The organism is Streptomyces sp. NPDC002324 (assembly GCF_053593335.1).
In genome coordinates this window covers 34,843-54,637 of the sequence record NZ_JBSFCF010000003.1, presented here as the reverse complement: position 1 = coordinate 54,637, position 19,795 = coordinate 34,843, and the positions used below count along the sequence as shown (strand labels likewise).

The 19,795-nt window shown below is 69.5% G+C and carries 19 protein-coding genes; 3 read left to right on the top strand and 16 right to left on the bottom strand.

Annotated elements, in window-relative coordinates; translation table 11 throughout:
* Positions 1-151 precede the first annotated feature (151 nt).
* Positions 152-1,825: an allophanate hydrolase gene (gene atzF, locus ACWCRJ_RS06320; RefSeq protein ID WP_450938205.1), complete on the top strand. Its 1,674-nt coding sequence runs from the start codon at positions 152-154 to the stop codon at positions 1,823-1,825.
* Between the two features lie 32 nt (positions 1,826-1,857).
* Here the strand turns inward: atzF and ACWCRJ_RS06315 are convergent, their stop codons facing one another.
* Positions 1,858-4,707, bottom strand: coding sequence for a DEAD/DEAH box helicase (locus ACWCRJ_RS06315; protein ID WP_450938204.1), 2,850 nt, complete (start codon positions 4,705-4,707; stop codon positions 1,858-1,860).
* Between the two features lie 304 nt (positions 4,708-5,011).
* On the opposite strand from ACWCRJ_RS06315, the gene ACWCRJ_RS06310 reads away from it, so the two are divergent.
* Positions 5,012-5,509 carry a hypothetical protein gene (locus ACWCRJ_RS06310; RefSeq protein WP_450938203.1) on the top strand — a complete coding sequence of 166 codons (498 nt, stop codon included), beginning with the start codon at positions 5,012-5,014 and terminating at the stop codon, positions 5,507-5,509.
* A gap of 147 nt (positions 5,510-5,656) precedes the next feature.
* On the opposite strand, the gene tatC is transcribed toward ACWCRJ_RS06310, so the two are convergent.
* From tatC to ACWCRJ_RS06260, 10 genes are all read right to left on the bottom strand, one after another.
* Positions 5,657-6,616 carry a twin-arginine translocase subunit TatC gene (tatC, locus tag ACWCRJ_RS06305; RefSeq protein ID WP_450938202.1) on the bottom strand — a complete coding sequence of 320 codons (960 nt, stop codon included), beginning with the start codon at positions 6,614-6,616 and terminating at the stop codon, positions 5,657-5,659.
* A gap of 50 nt (positions 6,617-6,666) precedes the next feature.
* Positions 6,667-6,954, bottom strand: a complete 288-nt coding sequence (gene tatA, locus ACWCRJ_RS06300; RefSeq protein WP_005485245.1) for a Sec-independent protein translocase subunit TatA — start codon at positions 6,952-6,954, stop codon at positions 6,667-6,669.
* 258 nt (positions 6,955-7,212) lie between these two features.
* On the bottom strand, positions 7,213-7,407 hold the full coding sequence (locus ACWCRJ_RS06295) for a hypothetical protein (protein WP_450938201.1): 195 nt from the start codon (positions 7,405-7,407) through the stop codon (positions 7,213-7,215).
* Between the two features lie 150 nt (positions 7,408-7,557).
* Entirely contained in the window at positions 7,558-7,818 is a 261-nt protein-coding gene (locus tag ACWCRJ_RS06290) for a hypothetical protein (protein WP_037627854.1), read from the bottom strand.
* 215 nt (positions 7,819-8,033) lie between these two features.
* Positions 8,034-9,032, bottom strand: a complete 999-nt coding sequence (locus tag ACWCRJ_RS06285; protein ID WP_450938200.1) for a helix-turn-helix transcriptional regulator — start codon at positions 9,030-9,032, stop codon at positions 8,034-8,036.
* Between the two features lie 14 nt (positions 9,033-9,046).
* Positions 9,047-10,024 carry a helix-turn-helix transcriptional regulator gene (locus ACWCRJ_RS06280; RefSeq protein ID WP_450938199.1) on the bottom strand — a complete coding sequence of 326 codons (978 nt, stop codon included), beginning with the start codon at positions 10,022-10,024 and terminating at the stop codon, positions 9,047-9,049.
* 150 nt (positions 10,025-10,174) lie between these two features.
* Entirely contained in the window at positions 10,175-10,546 is a 372-nt protein-coding gene (locus ACWCRJ_RS06275; RefSeq protein WP_005485237.1) for an FKBP-type peptidyl-prolyl cis-trans isomerase, read from the bottom strand.
* A gap of 62 nt (positions 10,547-10,608) precedes the next feature.
* The gene (locus ACWCRJ_RS06270) at positions 10,609-11,604 is read right to left on the bottom strand and encodes an FKBP-type peptidyl-prolyl cis-trans isomerase (protein ID WP_450938198.1); all 996 of its coding nucleotides are present in this window, start codon (positions 11,602-11,604) and stop codon (positions 10,609-10,611) included.
* Positions 11,605-11,734: 130 nt separating this feature from the next.
* The gene (gene pafA, locus ACWCRJ_RS06265; RefSeq protein WP_005485235.1) at positions 11,735-13,096 is read right to left on the bottom strand and encodes a Pup--protein ligase; all 1,362 of its coding nucleotides are present in this window, start codon (positions 13,094-13,096) and stop codon (positions 11,735-11,737) included.
* 9 nt (positions 13,097-13,105) lie between these two features.
* Entirely contained in the window at positions 13,106-14,365 is a 1,260-nt protein-coding gene (locus ACWCRJ_RS06260; protein ID WP_450938197.1) for an MFS transporter, read from the bottom strand.
* A 108-nt stretch (positions 14,366-14,473) separates the two neighbouring features.
* On the opposite strand from ACWCRJ_RS06260, the gene ACWCRJ_RS06255 reads away from it, so the two are divergent.
* The gene (locus ACWCRJ_RS06255) at positions 14,474-15,496 is read left to right on the top strand and encodes a LacI family DNA-binding transcriptional regulator (protein WP_450938196.1); all 1,023 of its coding nucleotides are present in this window, start codon (positions 14,474-14,476) and stop codon (positions 15,494-15,496) included.
* A gap of 71 nt (positions 15,497-15,567) precedes the next feature.
* Here ACWCRJ_RS06255 and prcA read toward each other — a convergent pair whose 3' ends face one another.
* From prcA to dop, 5 genes are all read right to left on the bottom strand, one after another.
* Entirely contained in the window at positions 15,568-16,308 is a 741-nt protein-coding gene (prcA, locus tag ACWCRJ_RS06250; RefSeq protein ID WP_450938195.1) for a proteasome subunit alpha, read from the bottom strand.
* 69 nt (positions 16,309-16,377) lie between these two features.
* Positions 16,378-17,223: a proteasome subunit beta gene (prcB, locus tag ACWCRJ_RS06245; protein ID WP_450938194.1), complete on the bottom strand. Its 846-nt coding sequence runs from the start codon at positions 17,221-17,223 to the stop codon at positions 16,378-16,380.
* Positions 17,175-17,768 (bottom strand): endonuclease VII domain-containing protein, encoded by a 594-nt coding sequence (locus ACWCRJ_RS06240; protein ID WP_450938414.1) that lies wholly within the window; start codon positions 17,766-17,768, stop codon positions 17,175-17,177. The genes prcB and ACWCRJ_RS06240 overlap by 49 nt, the downstream gene beginning before the upstream one ends.
* Before the next feature lie 32 nt (positions 17,769-17,800).
* Positions 17,801-18,016, bottom strand: a complete 216-nt coding sequence (locus ACWCRJ_RS06235) for a ubiquitin-like protein Pup (protein WP_005485230.1) — start codon at positions 18,014-18,016, stop codon at positions 17,801-17,803.
* A 188-nt stretch (positions 18,017-18,204) separates the two neighbouring features.
* The gene (gene dop / locus ACWCRJ_RS06230) at positions 18,205-19,716 is read right to left on the bottom strand and encodes a depupylase/deamidase Dop (protein WP_450938193.1); all 1,512 of its coding nucleotides are present in this window, start codon (positions 19,714-19,716) and stop codon (positions 18,205-18,207) included.
* Positions 19,717-19,795 lie beyond the last annotated feature (79 nt).

The following is a 19,795-nucleotide window of genomic DNA, read 5'->3' as shown; positions in this document are numbered from 1 at the left end:
CCCGCCGACGATCCCGCACCCCCGAGCTCTCCTGCGCAAGGGGGTCGACGGGGCACAGCCCCTCAGGAAGGGGACGGGTAGGGGCGGCGGGGGCGAGCACATCACGCACCCCTCCGCCTCGCAGCCGACCACAGCACGCCCAGGAGCACAGATGCCGACCTCCCCCACCCTCACCAGAGTCCGCACGGCCTACGCCCGCATCGAAGCCGTGGACCGCCCCGAGATCTGGATCGACCTCCGCCCCCGCGCGGAGGTCGAGGCCGAGGCCCGCGCCCTCGACGCCCGCCTCGCCACCGGCACCGCCCTCCCCCTCGCCGGCCGCCTCGTCGCCGTCAAGGGCAACATCGACGTCCACGGCCTCCCCACCACCGCGGGCTGCCCGGCGTACGCGTACACCCCCGACGCCGACGCCCCCGTGGTCGCCCGCCTGCGCGCGGCCGGCGCCATCGTCCTCGGCACCACCAACCTCGACCAGTTCGCCACCGGCCTGGTCGGCACCCGCTCCCCGCACGGCGCCGTACGGAGCGCCCACGACCCGTCCCGCATCAGCGGCGGCTCCAGCTCCGGCTCGGCCGTGGCGGTGGCGCTGGGCATCGTCGACTTCGCGCTGGGCACCGACACGGCCGGCTCCGGCAGGGTTCCCGCGGCCTTCAACGGCATCGTCGGCCTGAAGCCCACCCGGGGCCTGGTCCCCACCACCGGCGTGGTCCCGGCGTGCGCCTCGATCGACTGCGTCACGGTGTTCGCCCGCACCCTCCCGGAGGCCGAACAGGCCCTCGCCCACATGGCCTCCCCGCCCGACCGCGTCCTCCCGCCGCTCGCGCAGCGCCCCCCGGGCCCCTGGCGCGTCGCCGTACCCCCACGCGAGCAGCTCGGCGAACTGGACGCGGGCTGGGCGGAGGCGTACGAGTCGGCGGTGACCCGTCTGAGGGCCGCGGGCGCGGACGTACGCCCCCTCGACCTCACCCCCTTCACCGAGGCCGCGGCCATGCTCTACCAGGGCGCGTTCGTGGCCGAGCGCTACACGGCGGTCGGCGGCTTCGTCGACAAGGCGCTCGCGGACGGCGTCGACTCCCTCGACCCCACGGTCGCCGGCATCATCACCCGGGCCCGGGACATCCCGGCCCACCAGCTGTTCGCCGACCAGGACCGGCTGAGCACCCTGCGTGCCCGCGCCCTCGCCGAACTGGCCGACGCGGACGCCCTGTTGCTGCCGACGGCGCCGGGGCACCCGACGCTCGCCGAGGTCACCGCCGACCCGCTGGGCGCGAACGCCCGCCTCGGCCGTTTCACCAACTCCACGAACCTGTTCGACCTGGCGGCCGTCGCCGTCCCCGCGGGCGAGGTGAACGGCCTCCCGTTCGGGGTCATGCTCATCGGCCCCGCCTTCACGGACACCCGCCTGGCCGGCGTCGCCGCTCTCCTCCAGCCGGAGGCCCGGCTGGCGGTCGTGGGCGCCCATCTGTCCGGCCAGCCCCTGAACAGCCAGCTCCTGTCCCTGGGCGCCCAGTTGGAGCGCACGACCACCACGGCCCCCGTCTACCGCCTGCACGCCCTGCGCACGACTCCGCCGAAGCCGGGCCTGGTCCATGTGGGCGAGGGCGGTGCCGCCATCGAGACCGAGATCTGGCGCCTCCCGGCGGCGGGGCTGGGCCGCCTGCTGACCGCGCTCCCCCGCCCCATGGCCCTGGGCACCGTCGAACTGTCCGACGGCACCCGGGCCCCGGGCTTCCTCTGCGAGCCGACGGCCCTGCGGGACGCCGAGGACATCACGGACCACGGCGGCTGGCGCACCTATCTGAACCACCGAGCCGACCAGCCTTAGCGGTTCCGTCCCGTATATGGCTTCAGGCGGCCTCACCCCACCGAGGAGTAGGCCACCACCCCCCTCAGCAGCCCGTCCACGGCCTTCCGCGCGTTCTTCCCCACGCTCGACCCGGGCGGCGCCGCCGCCGAGATCTGCCCCAGCACGTCGATCACCTGCTTGCACCACCGCACGAAGTCACCGGCCGGCATCTCCACCTCCCGCAGCACCTCGTCGAGTCCCGACCCCGAAGCCCACATGTACGCGGCCCAGGCGAAGCCGAGGTCGGGCTCGCGCTGCCCCACCCCTTCGCTCTGCGTGATCCGGAACTCCTCCTCCAGCGCGTCCAGCCGCCCCCAGATCCGCACCATCTCCCCCAGCGCGGCCTTGGCGTTCCCGGACGGCAGCTTCGGCGCCATCGCGTCGTCCGCGGCCCGTGCCTCGTACACCAGGGCGGAGACGCACGCGGCGAGCTCGGCCGGGCCGAGCCCCTCCCAGACACCCGCCCGCAGGCACTCGCTCGCCAGCAGGTCCAGCTCGCCGTAGAGCCGCGCGAGCCGCCTACCGTGCTCCGTGACCTCGTCGGCCCGCAGGTAGTCCAGCTCGGTCAGCAGGGCGACGATCCGGTCGAAGGTCCGCGCGATGGTGTTCGTCCGGCCCTCGATACGGCGTTCCAGCTGCGCGGTGTCCCGCTTGAGCCGGTGGTAGCGCTCGGCCCACCGCGCGTGGTCCTCACGGTCGCTGCAGCCGTGGCACGGATGCGCCCGCAGCTCCGCCCGCAGCCGGGCGATCTCACGGTCGTCCGCCGCGGCGGCTCTCCGCTTGCGGTGCCGGTCGGGCACGAGGTGCCCGGCCTTGGTGCGCAGCGCGGACGCCAGGTCCCGCCGCGACTGCGGTGAACGCGGGTTGAAGGACTTCGGGATACGCATCCGCTCCAGCGCCTCCACCGGCACCGGGAAGTCCATCGAGGCCAGCCGCTTGACCTGCCGCTCGGCGGTCAGCACCAGCGGGCGCGGACCGTCGTGCTGCTCGAACCCGCGGTGGCCGTTGGACCGCCCGGCGGGCAGCCCGGGATCCAGCACCAGCGCCAGACCCGCGTACTTGCCGGTCGGCACATGGATGACATCGCCCGGCTTCAGCTTCTCCAGCGCGACCGCCGCCTCCGCCCGCCGCTGGGCCGCGCCCTGCTTCGCCAGATCGGTCTCGCGGTCCTTCAGCTCCCGCCGCAGGCGCGCGTACTCCTCGAAGTCCCCGAGGTGGCAGGTCATGGACTCCTGGTAGCCCTCCAGGCCCTCCTCGTTGCGCTGGACCTGCCGGGAGATCCCGACGACCGACTTGTCGGCCTGGAACTGCGCGAACGAGGTCTCCAGCAGCTCGCGCGAGCGGTGCCGCCCGAACTGCTCGACCAGGTTGACCGCCATGTTGTACGACGGCTTGAAGCTGGAGCGCAGCGGATACGTACGGGTGCCCGCGAGCCCTGCCAGATGGTCGGGGTTCATCCCGCGCTGCCACAGCACCACCGCGTGGCCCTCGACGTCGATGCCGCGCCGGCCCGCGCGCCCCGTCAGCTGTGTGTACTCGCCGGGGGTGATGTCGGCGTGCTGCTCGCCGTTCCACTTGACGAGCTTCTCCAACACCACCGAACGGGCGGGCATGTTGATGCCGAGCGCGAGGGTCTCGGTGGCGAACACGGCCTTGACGAGGCCGCGTACGAAGAGTTCCTCGACGACCTCCTTGAACGTCGGCAGCATGCCCGCGTGGTGGGCCGCGATCCCACGCTCCAGGCCCTCCAGCCACTCGTAGTAGCCGAGGACGTGGAGATCCTCGTTCGGGATGGAGGCGGTGCGCTCCTCGACCAGGGCGCGCACCTTGAGCCGGGACTCGTCGTCGTTCAGCCGGAGGCCCGCGTACAGGCACTGCTGGACGGCGGCCTCGCAGGCGGCGCGGCTGAAGATGAAGGTGATGGCGGGCAACAGGCCTTCGGAGTCGAGCCGTTCGATGACTTCGGGGCGGCTCGGGATCCAGATCCTCGACCGCTGTCTGCGCTCGCGCTCACGGTCCGCCTCGCGCATGGACCGGCCGCGTCGGCGATCCTGGTAGGAGGGCCGGCTGGCCTCCATCCGCGCCATCCGGGTCAAGTCCGGGTTGACGGCCTTCTTGTTGCCCTCGCCCTCCTCGAACAGGTCGTACATCCGCCGGCCGGCGAGCACGTGCTGGAACAGCGGCACGGGCCGGTGCTCGGAGACGATCACGTCGGTGTCACCGCGCACGGTGTCCAGCCAGTCCCCGAACTCCTCCGCGTTGGACACGGTGGCCGAGAGGGAGACGAGCGTGACCGACTCGGGGAGGTGGATGATCACCTCTTCCCAGACGGCGCCCCGGAAGCGGTCGGAGAGGTAGTGCACCTCGTCCATGACCACGTACCCGAGGCCCAGGAGCGTCTGGGAGCCCGCGTACAGCATGTTCCGCAGCACCTCGGTGGTCATCACGACCACCGGGGCATCGGAGTTGACGCTGTTGTCACCGGTGAGCAGGCCGACCTTGTCGGCGCCGTAGCGGCGGCACAGGTCGGAGTACTTCTGGTTCGACAGGGCCTTGATCGGGGTCGTGTAGAAGCACTTCTTGCCCTGTTCCAGGGCGAGGTGGACGGCGAACTCGCCGACGATCGTCTTGCCCGAGCCGGTGGGGGCGGCCACCAGGACGCCCTTGCCCGATTCGAGGGCCTGGCAGGCCTCGATCTGGAAGGGGTCGAGACCGAAGTCGTACATCGCGCGGAAACCGGCGAGCGCGGTGGCCTGCTCGACAGCGCGCCTACGTGCTGCCGCGTAACGCTCGGCCGGGGAGAGGTCCTCTGTCATCGTGCTTTCGAGCGTACCGGGCCCCACCGACAACAGGACGATCATTATCCGGATCAGATCCTGTTAAACCTGGGATAAGCGCAGCTCACACCCTTGCCTCGGCGCCCCCTCGGACCCACGGCGCACGAGCGGCGGCAGCGGCCCACCGGCCACGGCGTCCGGGGGCTCCGCCGGGCCCGTGCTTCCGTGACCGTCGGCCCGTCGCGGTCCCGTCCGTCGCACCCGCACGCGGGTAAGCGCTTTCTCAATTGCCCTGCCAAGCCTCCGACACGGCAACAACGATCACCGAAGTCCGCCGACGGCCGATGACCATCCGGCCGCAGGTCGTCTATTTCTACGGGGAGTTCACATGAAACGACGCAGCACCCGCGCAATGACCACCGGTGCCGCCCTGGGACTTGCCATGGTCGGCCTCGTCGCCGTCCCGTCCCAGGCCACTGCCGCCGCCGCCAGCAAGTGCACGGGCGAGCAGCACAAGACGTACGACACGATCGGCGCCGACCTCGACGTGTACGTCAACCTGTGCGTGTCGAGGACGTCGGGCAACGACTACCAGGCCACCGTGAAGTTCCGGTGGTCGGACGGTGGCGGGGGCCTCAGCACCGGCATGGACAAGCTCAAGGTCAATCTGCGCCTGGAGCGCAACGACGGCACCCAGTGCAGCGGTAGCGCCGACTGGGCCGAGGCGACCGACTTCGCCCAGTCGGGCAACCGCGGTTTCTCGACCACGACCTTCCACAGCACCACGACGGGTGGCTGGACCGCCGACGGCGACATCAACTGGGACATCGACAACGACGGAACGGGTGGCGGCACGCCCCCCCTGCAGGGCTCACCCGAGATCTAGCGGAATCCCGGCGTTCGCCGCCGAACAGTGACTGGGGGCCCACCGGTTGTACCGGTGGGCCCCCAGTGGCGTTCGAGGCGGGCGGGAGAGCAGATCGGGACCCCTCACTCGGAGAGCACCCGTCCGCCCGCGGAACCCCGGCCCGTTCTAGGTGACGTCGTCGTACCCGTTGATCCGCTCCCGCTCGGGCTCGGCCTGCGAGGGCAGTGCCCGGCTCGCCGAGACGGTCTCGATCTCACCGACGTCCTCGGGGGTGAGATCCAGCTCGGAGGCCTCGTCGTCGTCGGGCTTCAACGCCTCGACGCGGGCCCGGCGCCTGTCGTTGGTCAGCGCGACGGCACAGGCGCAGAAGTACAGGACCCAGATGGGGCCGGCCAGCGCCATCATCGAGATGGGGTCGGTGCTCGGGGTGGCGATCGCCGCGAAGAGCGTGATGCTGATGATCATGCCCCGCCACCAGCCGAACATCTTCTTGCCGGAGAGCACCCCGCCGAAGTTCAGCATCACGAGCAGCAGCGGCAACTCGAAGGAGAGGCCGAAGACGACGATCATCCGCATGATCAGGTTCAGCAGATCATCGAGCGGCAGCTGGTTGTCGCTTCCGATGATCGAGAACTGCAGCATGACCGAGGCCATCTTGGGCAACGACCAGTAGGCGAAGTACGAGCCCATGAGGAACAGCGGGAAGCCCGCCGCCACGAAGCCGAGGCTGTACTTCTTCTCGTTGCGGTGCAGACCCGGGGCGATGAACGCCCAGAGCTGGTACAGCCAGACCGGGGCGGCGAGTACCACGCCCGATGACAGCGAGACCGTGAGAGCGAGCGTGAACGGGCTCAGCAGACCGTTCTGCACGATGCGCGCGCACTTGACCGAGCTGGTGTCCTTCGCCAACTCGGCGAAGCTGTGTTGGCATCCCACCGACTGGAGAATGGGATCCGTGAAGAACTGGATGATGTCCTTGTAGAACATCACCGCGACGACCGTCGTGACGACGATGGCCAGCAGGCTCTTGACAAGGCGATTTCGCAGCTCGCGCAGGTGCTCCGCGAGGGGCATCCGCCCCTCGGGATCCTTGTCCTTCTCCGTCTTGCGGGCAGACTTGAGCAACCCACGTCCTCATCTCGTGCGGCAGGCCGGAAACCTTGTCCGGCCTTGCGTCAGCGCTTGGTCGTGTCCGTCGGCTCGGCGACCGGGCGAGCGGTGGTCACATCGCCGGGAGAGGCCTGGATGGTGCGCTGCGCCGGGGTCTCGCCGCCGGCGTGCGGGGGCGCGGCCGCCGAGGTGTTGTCGTCCTGGCCGTCGGACTTCATGGCCTTGGCCTCGCTCTTGAGGATGCGAGCGGACTTGCCGAGCGAACGCGCCATGTCCGGCAGCTTCTTCGCCCCGAACAGCAGGACGATGACGACAAGGATCAGAATGATCTCGGTGGGGCCGAGGTTACCCATAGCTGTCTTCCTTCTTCACCGAGGCGGCGGGTGGGGGCTGTCCGACCGGTCGGACATGTGTCCGAACGATCGTGCTGGCAGCGATCGTAACGCTCAGGGGTAAACGTCAGGCAATCCCCGTGCGTACTCCCGATTCGCGACCCGGGCCTCGTTCTCCGTGCCGCGACAGGCAGCGTACCTGCACAAGGTGAGAAGGTGACAGGGCGAAGTGGCGCAAAACGCACTCACCGGGCAAGACACAGGAACCTCGACCGGAACTCACAGAACGTCCGCGGAACGGGCCGCGCTCGCCGTCGCCCGCTCCAGATCCTCCGCCGCCCGGCTGATCCTCCGCGCCGACTCCGTGACCTGCATACCCAGCCGCTGAGCCTCCAGAAAGACCCGTACGGCGAGCACCCCGAGCACGACCAGCCCCACAAAACCCACAGCCACCGCGAACATCGCCCAGAACATGGCGACGACCCTAGGGCCTGCCCGGCGGATCGGGCCAGCGGCACGGTCCGGCGCACGCACCCGCCCCGCGGCCGCCCGCACCAGATACCGCTCACGGGCGCCTACGGAGCGTCGCCGTCCGCCGGCCGGCCCGATCCGCCGAGCTGCGACCTAACCCGGCGAATGCAGCCGCAGGGTCCGCACCCCGCCCCCGGTCAGCAGCTCGACGATCCGCTCGCCGGCCGGCTTGCGGACGGCGATGCCGCACTCGGGGCAGGTGAAGGAGTAGAACGTGGTCCTGCTGGTGGCACCGATGGCCAGGCGCAGCGCGCTCGCGCCCAGCTCGACATGGGCCCGGCAGTCGGGGCAGCCGGCTCTGAACACCACGTCCACCGCCTTCTTCATGCCCGCGAAGGCGACCGCCACGCTCATCTCCCGGAGCTCCTGGATCTCCTGCACGCCGGACTGCACCCCGGCCCTCACACCGGCCTTCACACCCGACACAACCGAACCGCCGCTCACAGCCCTCGCATCTCCTTGTTCCGGTCGTACGCCGTCGTCACGGTCCCGCGGTCAGGGACTCGTCGTCGTCACGGGCCCGTCGTCACGGACTCGTCGGTCGTCACGGACTCGTCGGGGGCCCGTCGTCACGGACTCGTCGGCACAGCCTCGCCATAGGCCGCCAGCGCCTCACGGGCCGCCCTGCGGGCACTGTCCGCGAGATCCTGCGGGGAGACGATCCGGCCGTCGCGCCCGAGCCGCAGCGCGAGGCGCCGCAGCGACGCCGGGTCGGGTGTGCGCAGGCTGATGCGCAGTCCGCCCTCCGGCAGCTCCTCGGCACTGTCGTGCGGGTAGTACTCGGCGACCCAGCGCCCCCCGGGCCCCACCTCGACGACGACCTCGGGATCCTCGGCGGCCGGCTGCACCAGCGCCTCCGACAGGTCCCGCAGCTCGATCTCGGGCGGCGCGGACGGCTCGTCGAGGATCTTGATCTCGGCGACCCGGTCCAGCCGGAACGTCCGCCGCGCCTCGGAGCGGCGACACCAGGCCTCGACATAGGTGTGACCGACGCTGACCAGGCGGATCGGGTCGATCTCGCGTTCGCTGAGCTCGTCCCGGGCGGGCGAGTAGTAGCGGATCCACAGCCGCCGGCGCTCCGAGATGGCCCGGTCGACGTCCGCGAAGACCCCGCCCTCGGCCTCGAAGGTGACCGACAGCCGCGAGCTGGCGCCCGCCGCCTCCCCGGCCGCCCCCTCGACCTTGGCGGTGGCCCGCAGCAGGGCCTGCCGGTCGCTCTCGCGCAGTCCCGGCAGCGTGGCCACCGCGCGGGCGGCCACCAGCAGGGCGGTGGCCTCGTCGGCCGCCAGCCTCAGCGGCTCGGCCGCCTCCGCGCCGAGCGCGGCCGGGTTGTGCCACCAGATGCGCTCGCCGTCGGTGTCGATGTCCAGCAGATCACCACCGCGGAAGCTGGTCCCGCACATGGGCAGCACGTCGAGGTCCGAGACCAGCTCGTCCTCGGTGATCCCGAAGGCACGGGCGACGTCCTCGATCCGGGCGCCGGGCCGCTCCCGCAGATACGTCACCAGGGAGAGCATCCGCCGGGTCTGGTCGATGGCGTTCCCCGGCCGCGCCGGTTTTCCCACCACGTTCTTACGTCCCCTCAACCCTTGGCCACGGCACGCAGCCGGTCCACCACATCGGCCCGCAGCTCCGCGGGCTCCAGGACCACCACATCGGGCCCGAACTCCACCAGCCAGGCATCCAGACCGTGCCCGTACGGAATCTCCAACTCGTCCCAGCCGTCCCCGAGTTCCCGCACGGCGGAGGACTTCGCCCGCAGCGGGTAGCCGGCACCGGAGCGCAGCCGGATCCGCGCGGAGCGGTCGGCGGTCTCCCCCGCCCAGCTCGCGACCGTCTCCCGCACGGTGACGACGTCCGGCACCTCGGCGGTGAACGCACCGCCCCGGCTGCGGACCTTGCCGGTGATCCGCGAGAGCCGGAAGACCCGCTCGGCGCCCCGGTCACGGTCGTACCCGGCGAGATACCAGTGACCGCGCCAGCACTCCAGGGCCCAGGGCTCGACATGCCGGGGCTCGGGACGCGCGGCGGTGGCCTTGCGGTACTCGAACAGGACCGGGCGGCGGTCACGGCAGGCCAGCATCAGCGGTTCGAAGGCCGCCTCGTGCACCGGGATGCGCGGTTCCAGGGCGCCATGGGCCTCGTACGGATCGACGTCCTCGGGCAGCCCGGCCGCGCGCAGCTTCTGCAGGGCGCCGCTCGCCGCTCCGGCGAGGCGGGCCTGCTGCCAGACCTTCGCGGCGAGCCCGAGGGCCGCGGCCTCCTCGGCGTCCAGGGTGATGGGCGGAAGGCTGTTGCTGTCGCGGCGGGCCAGATAGCCGACCTCGCCGTCGAGGTTCTCCACCGTCTCGATGACCAGGCCGAGTTCGCGCAGATCGTCCTTGTCGCGCTCGAACATGCGGTTGAAGGAGTCGTCGGTTCCCGCTGCGCCGTGTTCCGGCCTGACGGCCTCGACGTACGCCTCGATCGAATCCCGCAGCTCGCGCTTGCTGAGCGGCCGGCGCGTCCCCAGCAGACACAGCGCCAGGTTCATCAACCGCTCGGCCTTGGCAATGGCCATCGACGCCCTTCCCTCGGGTGTTTGCGCGGCACGAACCTACCGCTACGAAGCGTCGCGGCAAAAGCCGAGGGTCCATGCCCGAACAGGCATGGACCCCAGACAGTCGAGACCGGTCACGACACGGTCGGCCCTGACACGGCTTGCGACAGATCAGACCCCGAGCAGATCGACCACGAAGATCAGCGTCTCACCGGGCTTGATCGCCGGCGTCGGGCTCTGGTTGCCGTAGGCGAGGTGCGCGGGAATGGTCAGCTGGCGGCGGCCACCGACCTTCATGCCCTGCACGCCCTGGTCCCAGCCCTTGATGACACGACCGCCACCGAGCGGGAAGCGGAACGGCGCACCACGGTTCCAGCTGGCGTCGAACTCCTCACCGGTGGAGTACGACACACCCACGTAGTGCACGGTGACGGTCTGACCCGCCTGGGCCACCTCGCCGTCGCCCTCCCAGATGTCCTTGATCTCCAGGTCGGCCGGCGGCGCGCCCTCGGGGAAGTCGATCTCGGGCTTGTCAATGCTCACGTCTTCAGGCTCCTGCTTGTGTATGTACTGGACAACGCCGGACAGTCTCGCATCCCGGGGCCTCACATCTTCGCGAGGATGTCCACGGTGAACACCATCACGGAGTCCTTCTTGATGTCGCTGCCACTGGGCGGCGTGTCCCCGTAGCCCAGCTTCGGCGGGATGACGATGAGAAGGCGACTGCCCACCTTCTTGCCCGTCATGCCCTGCGACCAGCCCTTGACGACCTGCTTCAACCCGAACGAGCTCAGCGCCTCACGGCTGTACGAGGAGTCGAACTCCTTGCCGGTGTCCCAGAGCACGCCCTTGTACTGCACCAGAAGGCTGTCGTCGGCGCCGACCTCCGGGCCGTCGCCCTCGAGGATGTAGTTCGCGACCAGCTTCGTCGGCGGGTCGACCTTCGGCACCTCGATGGAGGGAGCCTTGCCGTCGGTGTTGGTGCCCACCTTCGGCAGATTCGCGTCGCCCTGCGCGACCTTCGTGCCCTTCGCCGAACTCTTGGCGTTGAAGGTGTCCTGCACGTCGACGACGAAGACCAGCGTGTCGGTGCCCTTGATCCCCGCATTCGGGTTGCCCTTCGGACCGTAGCCCCAGGTCGGCGGCACGGCCATCTGCACCCGGCTGCCGGCCTTCTTGCCGGTCAGCGCATACCGCCAGCCGTCGATGATGCCCTGCGGGGAGAGCTGGATGACCAGCGGCGTCTTGCGGTCGTAGGAGTTGTCGAAGACCTTCGCCGTCGACCAGACCTGCCCCAGGTAGTTCGCCTGGATGTAGTCGCCCTCGGCGACGGTCCGCCCGCTGCCCGCGATGACCGTCTTCACCGCCAGATCCTTCGACGGATCGCCACTGCCCTTGGCGACGGTCGGCTTCTCGTCGAACTTCACCCCGCCCGTGATCGCCGGCAGCGGACCGTCCACGATCTTCGGCGGCTTCGCCGCGCCGCTCGCCGACGCGGACGGGCTGCTGCTGGCCTTGGCCGAGTCGGACTCACCGTCACCACAGGCGGCGAGCGTGACCAGTCCAGCGGGAACAGCGATGAGGAGTGAGCGTCGGCGCACGGTGAAGGCCTCGTATCGGTCGATCTTGTCGGATGGCGTGCGCGCAACTCTACGGCGTGCGAAGGGCGCCGTACGGCAAACGTACGGCGCCCCGCGTTGCGTTCCGCAATCCCACCCGGAACGAGCCGGCTCACATTCCGGCGATCAGCTTCTCCACCCGATCGTCCACCGAACGGAACGGGTCCTTGCACAAAACCGTGCGTTGCGCCTGGTCGTTGAGCTTGAGATGAACCCAGTCGACCGTGAAATCCCGACGCTGTTCCTGAGCACGCCGGATGAAGTCACCACGCAACCTCGCCCGAGTCGTCTGCGGCGGAACCGACTTGCCCTCGAAGATCTTCAAGTCATTGCAGATACGGGTGGCCTGACCTTTCCTCTCCAACAGGTAGTAGAGGCCACGACGGCGGTGGATGTCGTGATACGCGAGGTCTATCTGGGCGACCCGCGGATGCGACATGGTCATGTTGTGCTTGGCCCGGTACCGCTCGATGAGCTTGTACTTCATCACCCAGTCGATCTCGGTACCGATCCGGTCGAGGTCCTCGGCCTCGATCGCGTCCAGCGTGCGGCCCCACAGCTCCAGGACCTGCTCGACGGTGCCCGTACGGATGCCGCGGCGCTCCACGAAGTCCACGGCCTTCTCGTAGTACTCGCGCTGCACCTCCAGCGCGGAGGCCTCACGGCCGCTGGCCAGCCGCACCTTGCGTTGGCCGGTGATGTCATGGCTGACCTCGCGGATCGCCCGGATCGGGTTCTCCAGGGTGAGGTCACGCATGACCGTGCCCGCCTCGATCATGCGCAGCACCAGGTCGGTGGCCCCGACCTTCAGCAGCATGGTCGTCTCGGACATGTTCGAGTCGCCCACGATGACGTGGAGACGGCGGTACCGCTCGGCGTCCGCGTGCGGCTCGTCGCGGGTGTTGATGATCGGCCGGGAGCGGGTGGTCGCCGAGCTGACGCCCTCCCAGATGTGCTCCGCGCGCTGGCTCACGCAGTACACCGCACCGCGCGGAGTCTGCAGCACCTTGCCCGCGCCGCACAGCAACTGCCGGGTGACGAGGAACGGAATCAGGATGTCGGCGAGCCGGGAGAACTCCCCGTGCCGGGCCACCAGATAGTTCTCATGGCAACCGTACGAGTTGCCCGCCGAGTCCGTGTTGTTCTTGAAGAGGTAGACGTCGCCCGCGATTCCCTCCTCGTGCAGGCGGCGTTCGGCATCGACCAGCAGTCCTTCGAGAATGCGCTCGCCGGCCTTGTCGTGAGTGACGAGTTCGGTCACGTTGTCACATTCGGGTGTCGCGTATTCCGGATGTGAGCCCACGTCGAGATAGAGGCGGGCCCCGTTCCGCAGAAACACATTGCTGCTGCGGCCCCATGACACGACACGGCGGAAGAGGTACCGCGCCACCTCGTCAGGAGACAGACGGCGCTGTCCCCTGAACGTGCACGTGACGCCGTACTCGTTCTCCAGCCCGAAAATGCGGCGGTCCATGACTGAACATTACGCCCGATCCACCGAGCTGAAACGGGGTTCGGCAGCACGGTTTGGATCATTTTCCGATGAGACCGCAACCACCGCACCCTCGGAGGGAACAGCGAGAACCCGCCCGGTGGCCAGCAGAACCAGCAACGACACGGCCCCCGCCGCCCCCGGCACGACGAACCCCCACAGCGTCCCGCCCCACTCGACGACCGGCCCCGCGACCGCCGTTCCCGCCGACTGGCCCACCGTGAACGTCGTCACGATCCACGAGAACGCCTCCGTCACCGTGCCGCGCGGCGCGTGCCGGTCGACAAGAACGAACACACAGGCGATCGCCGGCGCCAGGAACACACCCGCGAGCGTCGTCAGCCCCGTCATGCCCACCGGACCCGGCATCAGCGTCAGCGGCACATAACAGACCGCCAGAAGGGCCACCAGCACCTGCAGACGCCGCTCCGGCGCCCCGCTCCACCGCCGCGCGCCGTACACCGTCCCGCCCACGAGCGCGCCCAGCCCGACACCCGCCATCAGCCAGCCGTAGACGGCGTCCCCACCGTGGCCGTCCGCGTACGACAGCGCGGCCACCGTGATCGAACCGAGCGCGACACCGACGAAGAAGAACGCGCCGAGCAGCGCCAGCAGCCCCGGAGAACGCAGCGCGCCCAGCCAGTGCGCCTCGCGGGGAGCCGAACGCCAGGCCCGCGAAGGCGGCGAGAGAACCACCCACAGGGCCCCGAGCACCCCGATGACACTCAGCACGACGAGCGCGGCCGACGCCGACCACAGCGCCACGCACAGGGTCACCAGCAACGGCCCCACGGTGAACATGACCTCCTGCGCCACCGCGTCCATCGCGTACGCCGTGTGCACCTGCTCCTCCCCGCGCAGCACGGAGGACCACAGCGCCCGCAGCCCGCCCTCCAGCGGAGGCGTGAACAGCCCGGCGACCGCTATGGCCAGATACGCCACCGGCAGCGGATCCAGCCCCGACAGGGCGAAGGCCGACATGGCCAGCGCGGACACGACAGCCGCCGGCAGCTGCACACGCGGCTGTCCGTGGAGATCCACGAGCCGTCCCAGCAGCGGCTGCCCCACGGCGTTCGCGAGGCCGTACACGGCCGCCAGCGCGCCCGCGAGGCTGTAGGTGCCGCCCTCCGCCCTGACGAACAGCACGACGGCGATCGCGGCCGTGGCGTTCGGCAGCCGGCCCACCAGCGTTCCGGCGAGCAGCCGCGCGGCGTGCCGCGTCCTGAGGATCCCGAGATATCCGGCGGCCATGTCCTGCCTCTCGAAGGGCTCTCGACGAGCGACGTGTTACGTATAACGTCTCCCGTCATACGTACCATGTGCCCAACCCACCAGTCCAGACGAAGGAGCACGCCGACCGTGGCACGAGGTAGTACACGGCCCACGAGCCGTGACGTCGCCCAGGCCGCAGGCGTCTCCCAGGCCGCCGTCTCCCTCGTCCTCGGCGACAAATGGCGCGGCCGCGTCTCCGAGACCACCGCCCAACGCGTCCGCGAAGCCGCACGCGACCTCGGCTACCGCCCCAACCTCGCCGCCCGCAACCTCCGCCTCGGCCGCACCCGCACCGTCCTGCTCGTCGTCCCCGCCCTGACCACCGAATTCTTCGCCGGCGTCTACACCGGCGCCGCCCGCGTCGCCGCCCGCCACGGCTTCGGCGTCGTCCTCTACCCCTCCCCCGAAGGCGTCGGCCCCGCCCGCGACCCCTTCGCCTCCGCCCAGGCCGCCCTCGACGGCGTGATCGCCTCCTCCATGGCCGCCGACGCCCTCACCGCCATCCGCGGCGACCAGCTCCCCCTGGTGATGCTCGACAGCGACCCCGAAGGCAGCCGCGGCGCCGCCACCGTCAACCTCGACATCCGCGACGGCGTACGACAGATCGCCGACCACCTGCTCGGCCTCGGACACCGCCACTTCCTCCACCTGGCCGCCGACATCCCCTCCTGGACCTTCGACGTCCGCGCACGGGAACTCGCGGCACGGATCGGCTCCACCCCCGGCACATCACTGCGCACGGCCGCCGCACCCATCTCCATCGACGGAGCACTCGCCGCCGCCGAGACCGCGCTCACCGACACCGCGCCGGGCACACCCCGGCCCACCGCACTCGTCTGCGACGACGACAAACTGGCCGCCGGCGCCTACAAGGCCGCACGACGGCTCGGACTGCGGGTCCCCGAGGACCTCTCCGTCACCGGACTCGACGACCTCGCCCTCGCCACCGCACTCGACCCCGAACTCACCACCGTCCGACTCGACGCCGAACAGTTCGGCGAGCGCGGCATGGAAGCCCTCCTGGCCGTCCTGGACGGACGCACACCCACACGGGGAGACATTCCCGTGGAACTGGTCGTACGCGGGTCCACAGCGCCACCGAGGGCCTGAGCACACAAAGCCGCGCGCCCCGGCCTACGTCGGCCGGGGCGCACTACGGACAGGTCTCGCAGCCGCAGGAACTACTCCTCCTCGTCCGAACTCTCCGCCTCGGTGGCGGCGCCCTCGGCTTCCAGGAGACGAGCCAGCTGACGGCCCACGATGCGCTTGAACTTGCGCTGCTGCGGACGCGTGCGGTCCAGGACCGCCACCTCCAGACGCTCCGCGGGGATCTCCCGCTGCGTGCCGTTCGTGTCCCGCGACAGCGCCTGCACGGCCAGCTTCAGAGCCTCCGCCAAGGACACACCGTCCTGATGGCGCTGGTCCAGATAGGTGCTGATCTGCTCGGCATTACCACCGACCGCGACCGAACCGTGCTCGTCCACGATCGACCCGTCATGCGGCAGCCGATAGATCTGGTCACCCTCGGGGGTCTCCCCCACCTCGGCCACGACCAGCTCCACCTCGTACGGCTTCTCGGCCGCCGAGGAGAAGATCGTGCCCAGCGTCTGGGCGTAGACGTTCGCGAGACCACGAGCGGTCACGTCGTCACGGTCGTAGGTGTACCCACGAAGATCGGCGTACCGCACACCACCGATCCGCAGATTCTCGTACTCGTTGTACTTGCCGGCGGCCGCGAAACCGATCCGGTCATAGATCTCGCTGAACTTGTGCAGCGCACGGGACGGGTTCTCCCCGACGAACACGATGCCATCGGCATACTGCAGCACGACCAGACTGCGGCCACGGGCGATGCCCTTGCGGGCATACTCCGCCCGGTCGGCCATCGCCTGCTGGGGTGAGACATAGAACGGAGTCGACACCGGTTATCCGTCCCTTTCTGTCGAAGTCACTGGATCACCTGGATAAGGAGGGCCGTCGGGCCGGACCGGCTAGAGCAGCGCGGCCCGGGGACCGTCCGGCTGCTCCAGACGCCGCTCCAGGATCGAACGCGCGATGCCGGAGGACTCCTCGTCGGTGAGCCGGCGGAAGCCGTCCTCGGTGATCACGGTGACGATGGGATAGATCCGGCGGGCCACATCGGGACCACCGGTCGCCGAGTCGTCGTCCGCCGCGTCGTAGAGGGCCTGGATGACGAGAGTCGTCGCCTCGTCCTCGGAAAGGTCGGCACGGTACAGCTTCTTCATCGCACCGCGCGCGAAGATCGAGCCCGAACCGGTCGCCGCGTAACCGCTCTCCTCGGAACGGCCGCCCGTCACGTCGTACGAGAAGATCCGGCCCTTCTCCCGGTCCACGTCGTAACCGGCGAACAACGGCACCACGGCCAGACCCTGCATGGCCATGCCCAGGTTGGAACGGATCATGGTCGACAGCCGGTTCGCCTTGCCCTCCAGGGACAGCTGCGCGCCTTCGACCTTCTCGAAGTGCTCCAGCTCCAGCTGGAACAGCTTCACCATCTCCACGGCCAGACCGGCCGTGCCGGCGATACCGACGGCCGAGTACTCGTCGGCCGGGAACACCTTCTCGATGTCCCGCTGCGCGATCATGTTCCCCATCGTGGCCCGGCGGTCACCGGCGAGCACCACACCACCGGGGAACGTCACGGCCACGATCGTCGTGCCGTGCGGAGCTTCGATGACACCCTGGGTCGGCGGCAGCTGCCGCTTGCCGGGCAACAGCTCCGGCTGGTGGTCCGACAGGAAGTCCATGAAGGACGACGACCCAGGCGTCAGGAAGGCAGCTGGTAGACGCCCGGTGCTACGAGTGTTGGCTTCCACGCGTTTCCTTCCACATATGTCGCAGCCCGCCTCATGACGTCGGGCCGATCCTTGAACTGCCCCAGCGCCGCGTTGCAGCTGAAGCACAGTACGCCTCGGACCCTACCCGTCTCGTGGCAGTGATCCACATGCACCGGCAAAGCAGCCAAGCAGATGCAGCAGACGCCCCCTTGAGAGGCGATCAGCTCGTCGCGCTCGGCTTCTGTGATGCCGTAGTGGCGCTTGAGGTGACCGGCACGCGCCTTGTTCGCCCGACACTCCTTGCAGCTGGTCGAGAGACCGTCGGAAGCGGTGGCGTTGCGATGCCACTCACTGTGAGGCTTGATCTCGCCGCAGCTGCGACAGAACTTGTGCCCCTCCGGCGTCCGCACACGCGGCCGGACATTCTTCCCCTTGGCTGTCTGCCGGGCCTGGTGGTACTCCGCCCAGCATTCCCGGCAGTAGGCCTGCAACCCATCACGAGTCGACTTGTTCCCCGCGAAGGCTGCCCGCGGCTTGGACTCCTGGCACCGCGAGCAACGCTTCACATCACCATCACTTGCCAACCGCAAAGCCCCCGTCACCTAAGATTCGAAGGCTACTCGCCGCCCTTCTGAACGAAACTACGGACGAAGTCCTCTGCATTCTCCTCCAGGACATCGTCGATCTCGTCCAGAACCGAGTCCACGTCGTCGCTGAGCTTCTCCTGTCGCTCCTTGAGGTCCTCCGATGCCTGCGCCTCCGGCGCCGCCTCGGTCTCCTCGGTGGAACGGGTGGCCTTCTGCTGGCCGCCGCCGGTGTCCTTGGTCGCCATAACCCTCACCCCGCTCTGTTGCCCGACATGGTCGACAGGTCGGCATTCCTGCCGATCGGTGATGATCAGACCCTACAAGCCGGGTCCGACATTGGCCCCGTTGTTTCCACAACGCCAGGGGGCCACCTCGATGATTCCCGGACGGCGGTGTTTCCACCCTGCCCGGCTGATCACGATTGGACCCCGGTTCAGTGCCCGGACAGGACCCTGACCAGGTCTTCTGCCGTGCGACAGCGGTCCAGGAGCTCCTTGACGTGATTTCGCGTTCCGCGAAGCGGTTCGAGGGTTGGGACGCGCTGGAGCGAGTCCCGGCCCGGGAGATCGAAGATCACCGAGTCCCAGGAGGCAGCCGCGACGTCGTCGGCGTACTGCTCCAGGCAGCGGCCGCGGAAGTACGCCCGCGTGTCCTCCGGCGGCTTCGTACGGGCCCGGTCGACGTCCGTCTCGGTCAGGAGCCGCTTCATCCTGCCGCGGGCCGCGAGACGGTTGTACAGGCCCTTCTCGGCGCGTACGTCGGCGTACTGGAGGTCGACGAGGTGGAGGCGCGCGGCGTCCCAGTCGAGGTCGTCGCGGCGCCGGTAGCCCTCCATGAGTTCACGCTTGGCGACCCAGTCCAGCTCGCCGGACAGGCTCATGGGGTCGTTCTCCAGGCGGTTGAGGGTGTCCTCCCACCTGCTGAGGACGTCCTTGGTCTGGTCGTCCGCGTCGGCCCCGAAGCGCTCCTCCACGTACTTGCGGGACAGCTCGTAGTACTCCATCTGGAGCTGTACGGCGGTCAGGGTGCGGCCGCTGCGGAGGGTGACGAGGCGTTGCAGGGTCGGGTCGTGGGAGACCTGGTGGAGGGTGCGTACGGGCTGGTCGACGGCGAGGTCGACGGCGATGAAGCCGTCTTCGATCATGGAGAGGACCAGGGCCGTGGTGCCCAGTTTCAGGTAGGTGGAGATCTCCGAGAGGTTCGCGTCGCCGATGATGACGTGGAGGCGGCGGTACTTCTCCGCGTCGGCGTGGGGTTCGTCGCGGGTGTTGATGATGGGGCGTTTGAGGGTGGTTTCCAGGCCGACCTCGACCTCGAAGTAGTCGGCGCGCTGGCTGAGCTGGAAGCCGTGTTCGTGGCCGTCCTGGCCGATGCCGACGCGGCCGGCGCCGGCGAAGACCTGGCGGGAGACGAAGAACGGGGTGAGGTGGCGCACGATGTCCGAGAAGGCGGTTTCCCGCTTCATCAGGTAGTTCTCGTGTGTGCCGTAGGAGGCGCCCTTGTTGTCGGTGTTGTTCTTGTAGAGGTGGATCGGCTGGGCGCCGGGGAGCTGGGCGGCGCGTTCGGCGGCTTCGGCCATGATGCGTTCGCCGGCTTTGTCCCACAGGACGGCGTCCAGGGGGTTGGTGACCTCGGGTGCGCTGTATTCGGGGTGGGCGTGGTCGACGTAGAGCCGCGCGCCGTTGGTGAGGATGACATTGGCGAGGCCGATGTCCTCGTCGGTGAGCTGGCTGGAGTCGGCGGCCTCGCGGGCGAGGTCGAAGCCTCGCGCGTCCCGCAGCGGGTTCTCCTCCTCGAAGTCCCAGCGGGCCCGGCGGGCCCGGTGCATCGCCGCTGCGTAGGCGTTGACGATCTGGGACGAGGTGAGCATGGCATTGGCATTGGGGTGGCCGGGGACGGAGATCCCGTACTCCGTCTCGATGCCCATTACTCGCCGTACGGTCATGCGGCCCTCCTTGCCCGGCGGCGTCCTCGGTCGGGGACGCCGCTCAAGTACCGCTGGCGCTCCCGTGCGTGTGCGGTGC

Excerpts from the sequence above, each read along its gene's own strand:
- atzF (WP_450938205.1), top strand. The coding sequence starts at position 152 with ATGCCGACCTCCCCCACCCTCACCAGAGTCCGCACGGCCTACGCCCGC.
- ACWCRJ_RS06315 (WP_450938204.1), bottom strand. The coding sequence starts at position 4,707 with ATGATCGTCCTGTTGTCGGTGGGGCCCGGTACGCTCGAAAGCACGATG.
- ACWCRJ_RS06310 (WP_450938203.1), top strand. The coding sequence starts at position 5,012 with ATGAAACGACGCAGCACCCGCGCAATGACCACCGGTGCCGCCCTGGGA.
- tatA (WP_005485245.1), bottom strand. The coding sequence starts at position 6,954 with ATGGGTAACCTCGGCCCCACCGAGATCATTCTGATCCTTGTCGTCATC.
- ACWCRJ_RS06295 (WP_450938201.1), bottom strand. The coding sequence starts at position 7,407 with ATGTTCTGGGCGATGTTCGCGGTGGCTGTGGGTTTTGTGGGGCTGGTC.
- ACWCRJ_RS06290 (WP_037627854.1), bottom strand. The coding sequence starts at position 7,818 with ATGAGCGTGGCGGTCGCCTTCGCGGGCATGAAGAAGGCGGTGGACGTG.
- ACWCRJ_RS06280 (WP_450938199.1), bottom strand. The coding sequence starts at position 10,024 with ATGGCCATTGCCAAGGCCGAGCGGTTGATGAACCTGGCGCTGTGTCTG.
- pafA (WP_005485235.1), bottom strand. The coding sequence starts at position 13,096 with ATGGACCGCCGCATTTTCGGGCTGGAGAACGAGTACGGCGTCACGTGC.
- ACWCRJ_RS06260 (WP_450938197.1), bottom strand. The coding sequence starts at position 14,365 with ATGGCCGCCGGATATCTCGGGATCCTCAGGACGCGGCACGCCGCGCGG.
- ACWCRJ_RS06235 (WP_005485230.1), bottom strand. The coding sequence starts at position 18,016 with ATGGCGACCAAGGACACCGGCGGCGGCCAGCAGAAGGCCACCCGTTCC.
- dop (WP_450938193.1), bottom strand. The coding sequence starts at position 19,716 with ATGACCGTACGGCGAGTAATGGGCATCGAGACGGAGTACGGGATCTCC.